At 73.3% G+C, this 15,286-nt stretch carries 16 protein-coding genes; 10 read left to right on the forward strand and 6 right to left on the reverse strand.

Annotated elements, in window-relative coordinates:
• Positions 1-84 precede the first annotated feature (84 nt).
• Positions 85-1,482 carry a sugar porter family MFS transporter gene (locus tag AC51EU_RS06995; RefSeq protein WP_496265792.1) on the reverse strand — a complete coding sequence of 466 codons (1,398 nt, stop codon included), beginning with the start codon at positions 1,480-1,482 and terminating at the stop codon, positions 85-87.
• 291 nt (positions 1,483-1,773) lie between these two features.
• On the opposite strand from AC51EU_RS06995, the gene AC51EU_RS07000 reads away from it, so the two are divergent.
• The 3 genes from AC51EU_RS07000 (at position 1,774) to AC51EU_RS07010 (ending at position 4,773) form a co-directional block, all read left to right on the forward strand.
• Positions 1,774-2,688 (forward strand): SIS domain-containing protein, encoded by a 915-nt coding sequence (locus AC51EU_RS07000; RefSeq protein WP_496265805.1) that lies wholly within the window; start codon positions 1,774-1,776, stop codon positions 2,686-2,688.
• A gap of 269 nt (positions 2,689-2,957) precedes the next feature.
• Entirely contained in the window at positions 2,958-3,839 is an 882-nt protein-coding gene (locus AC51EU_RS07005) for a class II fructose-bisphosphate aldolase (RefSeq protein WP_496265793.1), read from the forward strand.
• Positions 3,840-3,903: 64 nt separating this feature from the next.
• Positions 3,904-4,773, forward strand: a complete 870-nt coding sequence (locus tag AC51EU_RS07010; RefSeq protein WP_496265794.1) for a DeoR/GlpR family DNA-binding transcription regulator — start codon at positions 3,904-3,906, stop codon at positions 4,771-4,773.
• Positions 4,774-4,886: 113 nt separating this feature from the next.
• Here the strand turns inward: AC51EU_RS07010 and AC51EU_RS07015 are convergent, their stop codons facing one another.
• Positions 4,887-5,834, reverse strand: a complete 948-nt coding sequence (locus tag AC51EU_RS07015; protein WP_496265795.1) for an SDR family oxidoreductase — start codon at positions 5,832-5,834, stop codon at positions 4,887-4,889.
• 90 nt (positions 5,835-5,924) lie between these two features.
• Complete coding sequence (locus AC51EU_RS07020; protein ID WP_496265796.1) at positions 5,925-6,704, reverse strand: SDR family oxidoreductase; 780 nt, start codon at positions 6,702-6,704, stop codon at positions 5,925-5,927.
• An 87-nt stretch (positions 6,705-6,791) separates the two neighbouring features.
• Between AC51EU_RS07020 and AC51EU_RS07025 the strand changes: the two genes are divergently transcribed.
• The 5 genes from AC51EU_RS07025 (at position 6,792) to AC51EU_RS07045 (ending at position 10,826) form a co-directional block, all read left to right on the forward strand.
• Entirely contained in the window at positions 6,792-7,592 is an 801-nt protein-coding gene (locus tag AC51EU_RS07025; RefSeq protein WP_496265797.1) for an enoyl-CoA hydratase family protein, read from the forward strand.
• Complete coding sequence (locus AC51EU_RS07030; protein ID WP_496265798.1) at positions 7,589-8,455, forward strand: CoA transferase subunit A; 867 nt, start codon at positions 7,589-7,591, stop codon at positions 8,453-8,455. Before AC51EU_RS07025 ends, AC51EU_RS07030 begins: the two co-directional genes overlap by 4 nt.
• Positions 8,452-9,210: a CoA-transferase subunit beta gene (locus tag AC51EU_RS07035; protein ID WP_496265799.1), complete on the forward strand. Its 759-nt coding sequence runs from the start codon at positions 8,452-8,454 to the stop codon at positions 9,208-9,210. The genes AC51EU_RS07030 and AC51EU_RS07035 overlap by 4 nt, the downstream gene beginning before the upstream one ends.
• 26 nt (positions 9,211-9,236) lie before the next feature.
• Positions 9,237-10,301, forward strand: a complete 1,065-nt coding sequence (locus AC51EU_RS07040) for an NAD(P)H-dependent flavin oxidoreductase (protein ID WP_496265806.1) — start codon at positions 9,237-9,239, stop codon at positions 10,299-10,301.
• 210 nt (positions 10,302-10,511) lie between these two features.
• On the forward strand, positions 10,512-10,826 hold the full coding sequence (locus AC51EU_RS07045) for a hypothetical protein (protein ID WP_496265800.1): 315 nt from the start codon (positions 10,512-10,514) through the stop codon (positions 10,824-10,826).
• Positions 10,827-10,856: 30 nt separating this feature from the next.
• Here AC51EU_RS07045 and AC51EU_RS07050 read toward each other — a convergent pair whose 3' ends face one another.
• From AC51EU_RS07050 to AC51EU_RS07060, 3 genes are all read right to left on the reverse strand, one after another.
• Positions 10,857-12,014 carry an acetyl-CoA C-acetyltransferase gene (locus tag AC51EU_RS07050; RefSeq protein WP_496265801.1) on the reverse strand — a complete coding sequence of 386 codons (1,158 nt, stop codon included), beginning with the start codon at positions 12,012-12,014 and terminating at the stop codon, positions 10,857-10,859.
• A 55-nt stretch (positions 12,015-12,069) separates the two neighbouring features.
• Entirely contained in the window at positions 12,070-12,657 is a 588-nt protein-coding gene (locus AC51EU_RS07055) for a TetR/AcrR family transcriptional regulator (protein ID WP_496265807.1), read from the reverse strand.
• An 86-nt stretch (positions 12,658-12,743) separates the two neighbouring features.
• Complete coding sequence (locus tag AC51EU_RS07060; protein WP_496265802.1) at positions 12,744-13,559, reverse strand: SDR family oxidoreductase; 816 nt, start codon at positions 13,557-13,559, stop codon at positions 12,744-12,746.
• Between the two features lie 74 nt (positions 13,560-13,633).
• On the opposite strand from AC51EU_RS07060, the gene AC51EU_RS07065 reads away from it, so the two are divergent.
• Both AC51EU_RS07065 and AC51EU_RS07070 read left to right on the forward strand, forming a co-directional pair.
• Positions 13,634-14,794, forward strand: a complete 1,161-nt coding sequence (locus AC51EU_RS07065) for an acyl-CoA dehydrogenase family protein (protein ID WP_496265803.1) — start codon at positions 13,634-13,636, stop codon at positions 14,792-14,794.
• Positions 14,791-15,286: acyl-CoA dehydrogenase family protein (locus tag AC51EU_RS07070; protein ID WP_496265804.1), on the forward strand; the 496-nt coding region annotated here is incomplete at its 3' end. The genes AC51EU_RS07065 and AC51EU_RS07070, both read left to right, overlap by 4 nt.

Below are 15,286 nucleotides of genomic sequence, written 5' to 3' on the forward strand. Positions count from 1 at the left end.
TCTCGCGCCGGCCCGTCGCGGTGAGCCGTGTCTGCCTCCCGTCTCCTTCGCTCCGCCCCGTGGCGGCCGTCGCCCGGTCCGCCGTTATGTCGTCGGCCAGCGTCCGCCGTTGAGCCAGTAGCCCTGGATCTCCTCCAGATGGCGGCCCTTGGTCTCCGGTGCGGTCACGGCGGCGAAGACCAGGGCACAGAGCGCCAGGACGCCGAGGCCGGCGAAGGTGGGGGCCGCGCCCGCCCGGCCCATCAGGGACGGGAAGAACTGGGCGATCAACAGGTTGGCGACGAGGTCGGCGGTGAGCATGACCGACGCCCCGGTGGACCGCAGGTGAACGGGGAACGCCTCGCTCGCGTAGACCCAGATCAGTGACCCGAAGCCGAAGTTGAAGGCTGCGGTGAACAGCAGGATCGCACCGAAGCCCACCCAGGTCGCGGTGCCGTGTGGGTCGCCCGCGGCGAAGACGGCGGCCAGGACGGCGAGCATGACGACCATCGTGCCGATACCGGACAGCAGCACCAGCCGCCGTCCGAGGCGGTCGATGATGAGGATCGCGAGGACGGTCGCGGCCAGCGACGCGAGCTGCACGAACGCCGGGAGCAGGAAGTTCAGTCCGTTGCCGGTGAAGCCCATCTCCTCGAAGATCTGCGGGCTGTAGTACGTGACGGCGTTGATGCCGGTGATCTGGCAGAAGAACCCGAGACCGATGACGAAGAGCGTGGCCCGGAGGTACGGCCGGCGCCCGAGCGCGCGGAGGGATCCGCCGTCCTCCGCGGCGAGGGCGGCACTGATGGACGTGACCTCGGCCCGCGCGTCGACGTCCGGATCGGTCCGCGTCATGACCTCCACGGCCTGCTCCGTACGTCCCTTGAGGACGTACCAGCGCGGTGTGTCGGGCAGTTTCAGCAGCGGGATCATCACCAGCGCGGCGGGGACGGCGGCGATGCCGAGCATCCACCGCCAGTGCCCTCCGCCGGACAGGCCCCAGTTGACGAAATAGGTGAGGACGATTCCGGTGACCGTGGCCACCTGGTAGGCGGCGACGGAGGCGCCGCGGATTCTCGCCGGGGTCGATTCCGCGACGTAGAGCGGTGCGGCGACGATCGATATGCCGATGGCCACGCCCAGGAAGAACCGGACGATGTCGAGCACGACGACATTGGGGGCCAGGGCGGACAGTGCGGCGAACACGCTGTACGAGGCGGCGACGATCAGCATGGCGGCCTTGCGGCCCAGGGTGTCGGCGAGCTTGCCGCCGATCAGCGCGCCGAGGATCGAGCCGCACACCAGGATGCTGTTGACCAGCCCTCTCTGGGCCTCGGTGAGATGGAAGTCCCGCGCGAGGAAGACCAGGGCACCGGAGATGCTGCCGGAGTCGTAGCCGTAGATGACGCCGACGACGGCACCGGTGAGCGCGAAGAGCCTGCCCGTGCGACGCGTCGGCCCCGCGGTGGGCGACGGCATCTCGGAGAGCGTTGCAGTGGACATGGCGAGTCCTTAGTGCGACGGAGCGTCATTGCTCTTGACTGATCATGCGAGTATTGAGGCCCTTTCGCGCAGGTGTCAACACCCCTCACGCTACGTCGCCACCCCCCTCTTTGCCGCCCCCAAGCACCCGTTCGGGCGATCGAGCGCGAGAGAGACGCCGCCCCACTCCATCGACATTCACCCCTGCGAGGGATGGAGACTCCGACGCTTCATGCGTACAGTTGCTCGCAGACTCAGAAAATATTGCAGTTTTCGGCATGAAGGAGGGGGCGGGTCATGGGCAACGGAGACATGCACCGGGGCTCGTACATGGAGCAGGAGCTGCGCAGCCAGCCGGAGACCTGGCGCAAGGCGGCGGAGATCGGTGCCGGACTGGCCGCGAGAGGCCCGCTGCCCTCGCGCGGACAGCGCGTCGCCGTCGTCGGCTGCGGCACCTCGTGGTTCATGGCACAGTCGTACGCCGCGCTGCGCGAGGGCGCCGGCCTGGGCGTGACCGATCCGTTCGCCGCTTCGGAGGCGTTCCTCGGCACCGACCGCGGCTACGACGCGGTGGTGGCGATCACCCGGTCCGGGACCACGACCGAGGTCCTGCGGGTCCTGGAGGCGGTCAAGGGCACGGTCCCGACGGTGACGATCATCGGCGATCCCGGCACACCGGCGACGGAGCTGTCGGACGAGACGGTCGCCCTGCCCTTCGCCGACGAACGGTCGGTGGTGCAGACACGCTTCGCGACCACCGCGCTGACGCTGCTGCGCGCCCACCTCGGCGAGGACGTCTCCGCCGCCGTGCGCGACGCGGAGGAGGCGCTCTCGGTGCCGGTCGAGCAGGAATGGATCGACGCCGAGCAGTTCTCCTTCCTGGGCACGGGGTGGACCTTCGGCCTGGCCAACGAGGCGGCCCTCAAGATGCGCGAGGCGTCGCAGAGCTGGACGGAGTCCTACCCCGCGATGGAGTACCGCCACGGCCCCATCGCGATAGCCGCCCCCGGCCGGGTGACCTGGCTGTTCGGGGAAGCGCCGGAGGGACTGGAGGCGGATGTGGCGCGTACGGGGGCACGGTTCGTGTGCCACGACCGTGATCCGCTGGCCGATCTGGTACTGGTGCACCGGGTGGCCCTGGAACGGGCCCGCGCCCGTGGTCTGGACCCGGACAATCCCCGCAGCCTGACCCGTTCGGTGATGCTCGAAACGCCTTCCGTTTCCTAGGGAATGCCGCCGGACTCCTGTTGTCCGCCGGGAGGCGGGCCCGGAGTCTCCGGTGCGTACGAGCACGCAGCGAAGGGCCGTCCCGGTGCCGGTCATCGCGGGACGGCCCGACGCCCCGGGAGCGTGCCCGCGCGGGCGGACGGGAGTGCGGCGGCAGAGCCCTGGCCCCGTGCCGGACGTCCCGCCCCGCGATGCCCCGCGCGGGCCCCGGCCGTCACGCTCCACTCCCCCGACCTCAGCCCATCTCTTGTGCAAGGGAGCCGGATTCCATGCCTCTCGTCCCGACCTCCTCGATCGTCGATGCCGCGCGTGAGGCGCGGGCCGGCGCCGCGGCGTTCAACGTCATCCATCTGGAGACCGCCGAGGCGCTGGTCGGCGCGGCCGAGCGCGCCGACGCCCCGCTGATCCTCCAGATCAGCGAGAACTGCGTCCGCTACCACGGCGCCCTGCGGCCGCTCACGGCCGCGACCCTGGCCCTGGCCGAGGAGTCCTCCGCCCGCATCGCCGTCCATCTCGACCACATCACCGATCCGGAGCTGGTCCGCCAGGGGGCCGAGGCCGGGGTGGGGTCCTTCATGGTGGACGCCTCCGCCCTCCCCTACGAGGACAATGTCGCCACCACCGCCGCGCTCACCGCCTGGTGCCATGAACGGGGCGCCTTCGTCGAGGCGGAGCTGGGAGAGGTCGGCGGCAAGGACGGTGTGCACGCGCCGGGCGCACGGACGGACCCGGGCGAGGCGCTGGCCTTCGTCCGGGCGACCGGGGTGGACGCCCTCGCGGTCGCCGTCGGCTCCTCGCACGCGATGCACGAGCGGACGGCGACCCTGGACAAGGATCTCATCGCACGGCTGCGGGCCGCTCTGCCGGTGCCGCTGGTCCTCCATGGTTCGTCCGGTGTACCGGACGAGGAGCTGTGCCGTGCCATCGCCGCCGGCATGACGAAGATCAACATTTCGACGCATCTGGTGTCGGTCTTCACCCGCACCGTCCGTGAGGTGCTGGGCGCGGACGCCGCCCTCGTCGACTCCCGTAAGTACCTCAAGCCCGCGCGAGAGGCGGTGACCCGGGAGGCGGCGCGGCTCCTGGAGGTGCTGGGCACCCCGCAGCCGGCGGCCGACGCGTATGCGGCACCGGCGCCGGTCCGGGGCTGACGCGCGGGGTCCGTGCCGTGGCCCGCAGCCCCGCCGACCGTTCAGAAGGAATTAGGCTCACGGCATGAAGCGCCATGAACGGTTGAACGCACTGCTTGAGCTGCTCGGGGAGCGGGGCCGGGTGGACGTCGAGGAGGCGGCGACCGCACTGGAGGTCTCGGCCGCCACCATGCGGCGCGACATGGACGCCCTCGCCGAGCAGCAGTTGCTGACCCGTACGCGGGGCGGGGCGGTGCTCAGCTCGGTGGCGTACGACCTGCCGATCCGTTACAAGCACGGACACCGGTCCGAGGAGAAGGAGGCAGTGGCGCAGGCGGCGGCGAAGCTCGTCGAGCGCGGCGATGTGGTCGGTCTGAGCGGGGGTACCACCACGACGGCCATCGCCCGGGTCCTGGCCACCCGGGCCGACTTCGCCGAGGCGGGGCCGCAGCCGCATCTGACGATCGTGACCAACTCGCTCAACATCGCCAACGAACTGGCGGTGCGACCACAGATCAAGATCGTGCTGACCGGTGGTGTGGCGCACTCGCGCTCGTTCGAACTGGTCGGGCCGTTCAGCGAGCTGGTGTTGCAGCAGATCTCCGTCGACATCGCGTTCATCGGCGCCAACGGTGTGGACCCGCTGATGGGCGCCACGGTCCATGACGAGGCGGAGGCCAGGGTCAACCACCTCATGGCCGAACGTGCCCGCCGCGCCGTGATCGTGGCGGACGCCTCGAAGATCGGCGAGCGCTGCTTCGCCCGGGTCGGTGGCGCGGACGTCTTCGACACCTTCATCACGGACAGCAAGGCGCCGGAGTCCGTCCGCCGTGAGTTCGCCGACCGCGGCCTGAAGGTGGTGACGGCCCGCCCGGCCACGGCGGACCGGCACACCGAGGCGGACCGGCGCACCGAGACTGGCCCGCAAGCCGAGGTGGATGTGCGGAGCCGCTGACGGCGGGCGGGTCCGGGACGCTGGCTGACGACCTGCCGGAAACGGGGGCGCGGGGACCCGCCTGCCCTGGTGCCGACGGCGTACGGCTGCCGCGGCGCGGGGCACGAGGGGTCTCAGGGGGCCTTGGGGACAGGGTGCGCTCCGTAGACCGGTTGGGGTGGTGCCGCGGTGGTGAGGAGGTGGCGGGCGGTGTGGCCGGCCTCGGACGGGGTCCAGCGGGCGGCGCGTTCGGCGGTCGGGCCGGGGCGCCAGCCCTCCATGACGGTGATGCGGCCGCCCTCGGCCTCGAAGACCCGGCCGGTGACGCCCTCCGAGGAGGCGGAGCCCAGCCACACCACCAGGGGGGACACATTGTCCGGGGCCATCGCGTCGAAGGTGCCGGGGGCCGGTGCCGCCATGGTGTCGGCGAAGGTCCGTTCCGTCATCCGGGTCCTGGCGGCCGGTGCGACGGCGTTGACCTGGACGCCGTAGCGGCCCAGTTCGGCGGCGGCGACCAGGGTGAGGCCGAGGATGCCGGCCTTGGCCGCGGAGTAGTTGCCCTGCCCCACGCTCCCCAGCAGTCCCGCGCCGGAGGTGGTGTTGACGATGCGTGCCCGCGGGGTGCGTCCCGCCTTGGCCTCGGCCCGCCAGTGCGCGGCGGCGTATTTGAGGGGGAGGAAGTGGCCCGTGAGGTGGACGCGGAGTACGGCGTCCCAGTCGTCCTCCTCCAGGTTGACGAGCATCCGGTCGCGGAGGAATCCGGCGTTGTTGACGAGGGTGTCGAGGCGGCCGTAGGCGTCGAGGGCGGTGGTGACCAGGGAGGCGGCGCCGTCGGGGGTGGCGATGTCACCGCCGTGGGCGACGGCTTCCCCGCCCGCTGCCCGGATCGCCGCGACCACCTCGTCGGCGGGGCCCGCGGGCGCGCCGGAAGACCCCGCGGTGCCGGTGCCGTCCGCGGCGACGCCGAGGTCATTGACCACGACACGGGCCCCCTCGGCGGCGAACGCGAGGGCGTGCGCCCGGCCCAGCCCCCGGCCGGCCCCGGTCACGATCACGACCCGTTCTGCGCAGATGCGCTCCATCGTTCTCCTCCTGGGTGAGGTGGATGTGCGGGGTGGGTGAGTGGAGTGCATGCGTGGAGTGGGTGGGAGCCCGCACCGCCCCACCGCCCCTCACTCCCCCGCCCCGTTCCCCGCCCCCAGGAACGCCGGCCACTCGCCCCCGCCGTGCACCAGCAGCGAGGCCCCGCTGATGTAGGCCGACAGGTCGGAGGCGAGATAGGCGCAGGCCGTGCCCGCTTCGGTGGGGGTGGCCAGGCGGCCGAGGGGGACGGTGCGGGAGACGGCGGCGATGCCGTGCTCGTCGCCGTAGTGGAGGGCGGAGCGTTCGGTGCGGACCATGCCGAGGGTCAGGGTATTGACGCGGATGTGCGGGGCCCATTCGACGGCCATGGAGCGGGCGAGGTTGTCCAGTCCGGCCTTGGCCGCTCCGTAGGCGGCGGTGCCGGGCGAGGGGCGGGTGGCGCTGACACTGCCGATCATGATGATCGAGCCGCCGGAGGGCTGTGCCGCCATCACCTCACGGGCGGCGAGGGAGGCGGTCAGCGGGGCGAGAAGGTTCAGTCGTACGACACGTTCGGCGTGCCGGGGAGTGGCATCGGCGAGGAGGCGGTAGGGGGTGCCACCCGCGTTGTTGACGAGGATGTCGAGGCTGCCGTGTTCGGCCGCGACGCGGGGGAGGAACGCGGTGACGGCGGCGGTGTCGCACAGGTCCAGGGGGACGTAGTGCGCGGTGCGTCCGGCGGCCTCCAGCGGCCGGTCGGGGGGCCGGCGGGCGCACACGACGACCTCGGCCCCCGCCGCGAGCAGTGCGGTGGTGATGCCCGCGCCGACGCCCCGGGTTCCTCCGGTGACCACCGCCACCCGGCCCGACAGATCGATGCCGATCGTCATGCGCCACCTCCCGCAGCGCGCTGCGCGCTGCTACCTTCTCCAGCGAACACCTAACAAACGTTTGGTGGAAAGGTAGCTGATCCGCTCATGGGTGTCTGCACCTCTCACCCCGCCACCCCCTCGGGCGACGGCGGGATCGCACTGGTCACGGTCGACTTCCCCCCCGTCAACGCCCTGCCCGTCCAGGGCTGGTACGACCTGGCGGACGCGGTGCGGGCCGCCGGCCGTGACCCGGACACGCGGTGTGTGGTGCTGGCGGCGTCCGGCCGGGGATTCAACGCCGGGGTCGATCTCAAGGAGATCCGGCGGAGCCCGGGGCACCGTGCGCTGGTCGGCGCCAACCGGGGCTGCTACGAGGCGTTCGCCGCGGTCCACGAGTGCGAGGTGCCGGTCGTCGCCGCCGTCCAGGGGTACTGCCTGGGCGGCGGGATCGGGCTGGTCGGCACCGCGGACGCGATCGTGACGGCCGACGACGCGACGTTCGGTCTGCCGGAACTGGACCGCGGGGCGCTCGGCGCGGCCACCCATCTGTCCCGGCTCGTGCCCCCGCATCTGATGCGCACCCTCTACTACACCTCACGCACCGTCACCGCACAGGAGTTACGGGGACACGGCGCGGTGTGGGAGGTGGTGCCACGGGAGCGGCTGCGGGAGGCGGCGCTGGCGCTGGCGGGTGAGATCGCCGCGAAGGACGGGGCGCTGCTGCGGCTGGCGAAGGCCGCGATCAACGGCATCGACCCGGTCGATGTGCGGCGGAGTTACCGGTTCGAGCAGGGCTTCACGTTCGAGGCGCAGCTGGACGGGATCGCCGGCCGCCTCCGCGAGGCGTTCACCGACGGTGCGCCGCGGCCGGACGCCGCTCCTGGAGAGAGTGAGGAGCCGAGGTGAGCGACAAGACGATGAGCGCCGACGAGGTCGTGGGGCGGTTGTCGAGCGGGATGACGATCGGGATCGGCGGCTGGGGATCGCGGCGCAAGCCGATGGCGCTGGTGCGCGCGCTGCTGCGGTCCGGTCTGCGGGATCTGACGCTGGTGACGTGCGGCGGACCGGATGTGGGGCTGTTGGCGGCCGCGGGGAGACTGCGGCGCGTCGTCGCCCCGTTCGTCACGCTGGACTCGATCCCCCTCGAACCCCACTTCCGTACCGCCCGTCAGAACGGCACCGTCGAGCTGACGGAGCTGGACGAGGCGATGTTCCTGTGGGGGCTGACGGCGGCCGGCCAGCGGGTGCCGTTCATGCCGGTCCGGGCGGGGCTGGGCTCCGACCTGCCGCGCGTCAACCCGTGGCTGCGTACGGTCGTCTCGCCGTACGAGGACGGGGAGGAGCTGGTGGCGGCGCCCGCCCTGCGTCTGGACGCGGCGCTGGTGCATCTGTCGCTGGCGGACGCGCGGGGCAACGGCCGGTACCTGGGGCCCGATCCGTACTTCGACGATCTGTTCTGCGAGGCGGCGGACGAGGCGTATCTGTCCTGTGAGCGGATCGTGGGCGGCGCCACGCTGGCGGCGGCGGGGCCACCGCAGACGCTGCTGGTCAGCCGGTCGTTCGTGACCGGTGTGGTGGAGGCGCCGAACGGTGCCCATTTCACCTCCTGCGACCCGGACTACGGGAGGGACGAGGCGTTCCAGCGGGTGTACGCCGGGGCGGCGGCGGACCCGGAGCGCTGGGCGGCGTTCACCCGGCGCTTCCTGGACGGCGACGAGCGGGCCTATCACGCCGCCGTAGCGGCCTTCCACGCGGAGGAGGAGGCATGAGCGGGTCGGTGACGCGGGCCGAGTACTGCGTGGTGGCGTGCGCGGAGCAGTGGCGGGGCGCCGGGGAGGTGCTGGCCTCCCCGATGGGGACGGTGCCCACGGTCGGTGCGCGGCTGGCGCGGCTGACGTTCGCGCCCGAGCTGCTGCTCACGGACGGAGAGGCCCTGCTGATCGCCGACACTCCGGCGCTCGGGGAGCGGGCGCGGCTGGCCGAGGGGTGGCTCCCCTACCGCCGTCATCTGGCGCTGGTCGCGACCGGGCGCCGGCACGTGATGATGGGGGCGAGCCAGATCGACCGTTTCGGCAACCAGAACATCTCCCGCATCGGCGACCCGGCGCGCCCCGCACGTCAGTTGCTCGGGGCCCGTGGGGCTCCCGCGAACACCGTCAACCATGTGACGAGTTACTGGGTGCCCCGCCACTCCCGCCGTTCGTTCGTGGAGCGGGTGGACATGGTGTGCGGGGTGGGCCACGACCGGGCCGCGGCGGCGGGCCCCTCGGCGACGCGTTTCCACCGCCTCGCCGGGGTCGTCAGCGATCTGGGCGTCTTCGACTTCGCGACGCCCGCGCGCACGATGCGGCTGCGGTCGCTCCATCCGGGGGTGAGCGTGGAGCAGGTGCGGGAGGCGACCGGGTTCGCGCTGGTGGTGCCCGATACCGTGCCGGTGACGCGGGAGCCGTCAAAGGAGGAGTTGCGGCTGATCCGTGAGGTGCTCGATCCGCGGGGGCTGCGCGAACGGGAGGTACCGGCGTGACGGCCGGGACGGAGCACTCCCCCGTCCTGCGCACCCGCCTCACCGACCTCGTGGGCGTGCGGCATCCGCTGGTGCAGACCGGTATGGGGTGGGTGGCCGGGCCCCGGCTGGTGTCCGCGACGGCGAACGCCGGGGCGCTGGGGATACTGGCGTCCGCGACGATGACGGTGCCTCAGCTCAGGGCCGCGGTGCGTGAGGTCCACTCCCGTACGGACGCGCCGTTCGGGGTGAATCTGCGGGCGGATGCCTCGGACGCGGCGGAGCGGGTGCGGGTCGTCGTCGAGGAGGGGGTGCGCGTCGCGTCGTTCGCGCTGGCGCCGTCGCGGGAGCTGATCGCGCGGCTGAAGGACGCGGGGGTGGTGGTGATCCCGTCGGTGGGGGCGCTCCGGCACGCCGAGAAGGTCGCGGCCTGGGGCGCGGACGCCGTGCTGGTCCAGGGCGCCGAGGGCGGTGGTCACACCGGGGAGGTGGGGACCACCGTGCTGGTGTCGCAGGTCGCGGGGGCGGTGGACCTGCCGGTGATCGCGGCGGGGGGCTTCCGGGACGGGCGGGGGCTGGTCGCCGCGCTGGCGCTGGGTGCGTGCGGGGTGGCGATGGGGACGCGGTTCCTGCTCACCTCGGACAGTACGGTGCCGGACGCGGTCAAGGAGCGCTATCTGGCGGCCGGGGTGCGGGACGTCACGGTGACCCGGGCGGTGGACGGGCTGCCGCACCGGATGCTGCGTACGGATCTGGTGGCGGCGCTGGAGCGGTCCGGGCGGGCGGCGTCGCTGCTGCGCGCGGCGCGCTGCGCGGCCGCGTTCCGCGGGAGGTCGGGGCTGACCTGGCGGCAGATGGTGCGGGACGGACGGGCGATGCGACGGGGCCGGGAGTTGTCGTGGAGCCAGGTGCTGATGGCGGCGAACACCCCGGTGATGCTGCGGGCGGCGATGGTCGAGGGGCGTCCGGACCGGGGGGTGATGGCGGCGGGCCAGGTCGCGGGGGTGATCGGGGATCTGCCGTCGTGCGCGGAGCTGGTGGAACGGATCATGGCGGAGGCGCACGCGGTGCTGAAGGACCTGGGGGCGTGCGCGGGGCCTTCGGGGGGCTGAGCGCGGGGCGGGACCGGACGCCTTCAGGGGCCTGAGCACCGGCCGCCGCCCAGCGGCTCACCACCGCACGTCCCGGGCATCGGCCGACGTCACCGTGGCCCCGCCCGTCCCACGCCGCGCGCGTTCCCCCGCCGTGCGTGCAGAATGAAGAATGCGCGTGCGAGAGCCCGTGTCGCCGTGCAGCGGAAGTCGTCGACCGGGGGAGACCGTATGCGGAAGATCGTGGCCATGGCGCTGACGACGGTGGTGTGCGGGGCGTCACTGGCGGTGCCGCCGACCGCCGCGGCCGCGCCGTCGGCGGCCCGGACCGTGCAGTGCGTCAAGGTCCGCAAGTACTTCACGTCGGGGCACACCCGCTATGTGCGGCTGGCGAATCTGTGCGGCCGCCGGGCGGCGTGCTACGTCATCGTCGTACCGCGCCACAGCGATCCCCGCGGCCGGCTCGCCAAGGGCGTGACGAAGAACGTGCGGTACGCGACGACGGCCACGCCCCGGGCGCTGTACGTCAAGAACAGACGCTGCTGACCGGGGCTCCCACTTCATCCGGCGCGGTGTTCACAGCCGTTCGACGATGGTGACATTGGCCTGGCCGCCGCCCTCGCACATGGTCTGGAGGCCGTAGCGTCCGCCGGTGCGTTCCAGTTCGTGGAGCAGGGTCGTCATCAGCCGGGTGCCGGTGGCGCCGAGGGGGTGGCCCAGGGCGATGGCGCCGCCGTTGACGTTGACCTTGGCGGGGTCGGCGCCGGTGTCCGCGAGCCAGGCGAGGACGACGGAGGCGAATGCCTCGTTGATCTCGACGAGGTCGATGTCGTCGAGGGTGAGCCCGCTGCGGCGCAGGGCGTACGCGGTGGCGGGCAGGGGCGCGGTGAGCATCCGGATGGGGTCCTCGCCGCGTACCGACAGATGGTGGACGCGGGCCCGGGGCCTCAACCCGTGGACGCGCAGGGCGCGTTCGCTCGCCAGCAGCATCGCGGCGGCGCCGTCGGAGACCTGGGAGGCGAGGGCGGCGGTCAGCCGGCCGCCCTCGGTCAGCGGCGGGAGGGCGGCCATCTTCTCCAGGGAGGTGTCGCGGCGCGGTCCCTCGTCGGTGGTGAGGTTTCCGTAGGGGGCGATCTCGCGGGTGAAGCGGCCCTCGTCGGTGGCGCGGACGGCGCGCCGGTGGGAGCGCAGGGCGAACTCCTCCATGGCGTGCCGGGAGATCCGCCAGGTCCGGGCGATGAGTTCGGCGCCGTGGAACTGGTCGACGGGCCGGTCGCCGTAGCGGGCGCGCCAGCCGGCGCTCCCGGCGTACGGGCCTTCGGTGAGTCCGAGGGGTTCCGCGGCGCGGCGGGTGGCGTAGGCGAGGGGGATCATCGACATGTTCTGGACGCCGCCGGCCACGACGAGGTCCTGGGTGCCGGAGAGCACCGCCTGGGCGGCGAAGTGGACGGCCTGCTGGGAGGAGCCGCACTGGCGGTCGACGGTGACGCCGGGGACTTCCTCGGGGAGGCCGGCGGCGAGCCACGCGGTGCGGGCGATGTCGCCGGCCTGCGGTCCGACGGTGTCCAGGCAGCCCATGACGACGTCCTCGACGGCCGCCGGGTCGATGCCCGTGCGGTCGACGAGTGCGGTGAGCACATGGGCGCCGAGGTCGGCGGGGTGGACGGCGGCGAGCGCGCCGCCGCGTTTGCCGACCGGGGTGCGCAGGGCGTCGACGATGTAGGCCTCGGCCATCACACGGCTCCTTCGGGTGGTGCCCCGGGGCGGCGGGCCGTCCGGGGCGCGGGCGTCATTCCCGCAGGGCGATGCCGTCCAGGACCATCGTGAGGTACTGGCGGGCGATCTCCTCCGGGCTGTGCTGTCCGTCCGGCCGGTACCAGCCGGCCGCGACCCAGACGGTGTCGCGGACGAAGCGGTAGGTGAGACGGATGTCGAGGTCGGCGCGGAAGACGCCGTCGGCCACGCCGCGCTCCAGGGTGCCGAGCCATGCCTGCTCGAACTTCTGCTGGGATTCTGTGAGATAGCCGAAGCGGGGCTGGGCGGCGAGGTGGCGGGACTCCTTCTGGTAGATGGCGACGGCGGCGCGGTGCCGGTCGATCTCCCGGAAGGACTCGGTGACGAGGGCCTCCAGGGTCTCGCGGGGGCCGAGTCCGGAGGCGAGCACGGTGTCGTAGCCGTCCCACAGTTCGGTGAGGAAGGTCGACAGGATCTCGTCCACCATCGATTCCTTGGAGTCGAAGTGGTAGTAGAGGCTGCCGGCGAGGATGCCGGCCTCGTCCGCGATGCGGCGGACGGTGGTGGCGTTGTAGCCGTGGGTGGCGAAGACCTCCGCCGCGGTGGCGAGGAGTTCCCTGCGGCGCTCGGGGGACGCGCTCACGGTCGTCGTCCGCCGCGGTACGCGGGCGGGCTTCCCGGTGTTCTTGGTGGTGGGCACCCTGCCATTGTCGCTCCCCGGCCCGGCCCTCAGGCGTGCTGGCTGCTGACGGGGACGACCTCGCCGGTCATGTAGGAGGAGTAGGGGCCGGCGAGGAAGACGATGACATTGGCGACCTCCCAGGGGGCGGCGGGTCGTCCGAACGCCTCCCGCGCGGCGAGTTCGTCCAGCAGGGTGTCGGTGGTGACCTTGGCGAGGTGGGGGTGCATGGCCAGGCTGGGGGCGACGGCGTTGACGCGGACGCCGTAGGCGGCGGCCTCGACGGCGGCGCAGCGGGTCAGGGCCATCACCCCGGCCTTGGCCGCGGCGTAATGGGCCTGTCCGCGCTGGGCGCGCCAGCCGGTGACGGAGGCATTGTTGACGATGACGCCGTGGGGTGCGGGGGCTCCGCCGCCGGTGGTGGCGCGCAGCCGGCGGAGGGCGGCGCGGGTGCAGCGGAAGGTGCCGGTGAGGGTGGTGTCGAGGACGCGGTCCCATTGGGCGTCGGTCATGTCGGCGAGGTCGGCGGTGCCGCCGAGTCCGGCGTTGTTGACGACGATGTCGAGCCGGCCGTGGTGGCGTTCGGCGAGGTCGAAGAGGGCGGCGACCTGGGTCTCGTCGGTGACGTCGCAGGGCAGCGCGGTGACGCGCGGGGCGCCGAACTCGTCGGCGAGGTGTGCGGCGGTCTCCTCCAGGCGGCGGGTGTGGGCGTCGGAGAGGAGGACGTCGGCGCCCTCCTCCAGGAGTCTGCGGGCGGTGGCGCCGCCGATGCCGGTGCCGGCGGCCGCGGTGACGACGGCGGTGCGACCGGTGAGCAGGCCGTGCCCGGGGACGTACGGGGGCGGCGGAGGCTTCTCGGGCGTCATGGCCGTACGCTAACCTACCAAACACTTGTTAGGGAACCTGGTGACGGAACATCCGCGAGAGGGGCCGCCCGCCGATGGATCTCCAACACACCCCGCAGGACGAGGAGTTCCGGCGCACCGCGCGCGACTGGCTCGCCGCGCACGTCCCGGCCCGCCCGCTGCCGTCCCTGGAGACCGAGGAGGGTTTCGCGGCCCACCGGGAGTGGGAGCGCGTCCTGGGCGCGGCCGGATGGTCGGCGGTGTCCTGGCCCGAGGAGTACGGGGGCCGCGGCGCCGGTCTCACCCGCTGGCTGCTCTTCGAGGAGGAGTACTGGGCGGCGCGGGCGCCCGGCCGGGTCGCCCAGAACGGCATCCAGCTGCTCGCCCCGACCCTGCTCGCGCACGGCACCGCGGCGCAGCGCGCCCGCGTCCTGCCGCCGATGGCGCGCGGCGAGGTGATCTGGGCGCAGGCGTGGTCGGAACCGGGCGCGGGCTCCGATCTGGCCGCACTGCGCTCCACCGCCGTACGGACGGACGGCGGCTGGCTGCTCGACGGGCAGAAGACCTGGTCCTCGCGGGCCGCGTTCGCCGACCGCGCCTTCGGCCTCTTCCGCAGCCACCCGGAAGCGGACCGGCCGCATCGGGGCCTGACGTATGTGATGTTCGGCCTCCGGGACCCGGGGGTGACGGTGCGGCCCGTGCGGCGGCTGGACGGCAGGCCCGCGTTCGCCGAGATCTTCCTGGACGGGGTGTTCGTCCCGGACGAGGACGTGATCGGCGCGCCGGGCGACGGCTGGCGCGTCGCCATGAGCACGGCGGGCGACGAGCGGGGGCTGACCCTGCGCAGCCCCGGCCGGTTCACGGCCGCCGCCGAACGGCTCGCCGCGCTGTGGCGGCAGCACGGCGATCCGGCCGACACCGCGCTGCGCGACCGGGTCGCCGACGCGCTCATCGGCGCCCGCGCCTACCATCTGCGCGCCCGCGCCCAGGCCGCCGCGGACGGGGCGCCGGGCGCGGCGGCCAGCCTGAACAAGATTTTCTGGTCCGAGCTGGACATCGCCCTGCACGAGACCGCGCTCGACCTCCTCGGCCCCGCGGGCGACCTCGCCGGCTCCGCCACCGAGGCCCCCGACCACGGCGCCTGGGCCGACGGCTGGACCTTCGCCCTGGCCGGCCCGGTCTACGCGGGCACCAACGAGATCCAGCGCGACATCGCCGCCGAGCGGCTGCTCGGCCTGCCGAGGGGGCGGCGATGAGTTTCGCCCTCGGCGAGGACCAGCGGGAGTTCGCCGGTGTCCTGCGGCGCCTGCTCGACGCGGCGCACCCGACGGACGCCGCGCGGGCCTGGGCGGACGGCGATCCGGCGCCGGGCCGCGCCCTGTGGCGGCGGCTCGCGGACACCGGCCTGTTCGGCCTCGCGGTCCCGGAGGAGTACGGCGGCGCGGGCTTCCTGCCCGTGGAACTCGTCCTGTCCTTCGTGGAGCTGGGGCGGTACGCGGTGCCGGGCCCGCTGGTGGAGACGGTCGCGGCGGCCGCGCTGCTGCGGCGGCTGGCGGGGGAGCGGGAGTGCGGGCGGTGGCTGCCGGGAATCGCCGGGGGCGCGCTCGTCGTCGCATACGCGGACACGGAGTGCGGGCCGTACGCGCGGGACGCCGACGCCGCCGGTCTGACGCTGGCGGTCACCGACCGACGGGAGCGGCTGCTGCGGCCCACGGGGCACGGGCCCGTCCAGCCCTCCCTCGACCCGG

The sequence above is a fragment of the Candidatus Streptomyces philanthi genome, assembly GCF_059553635.1.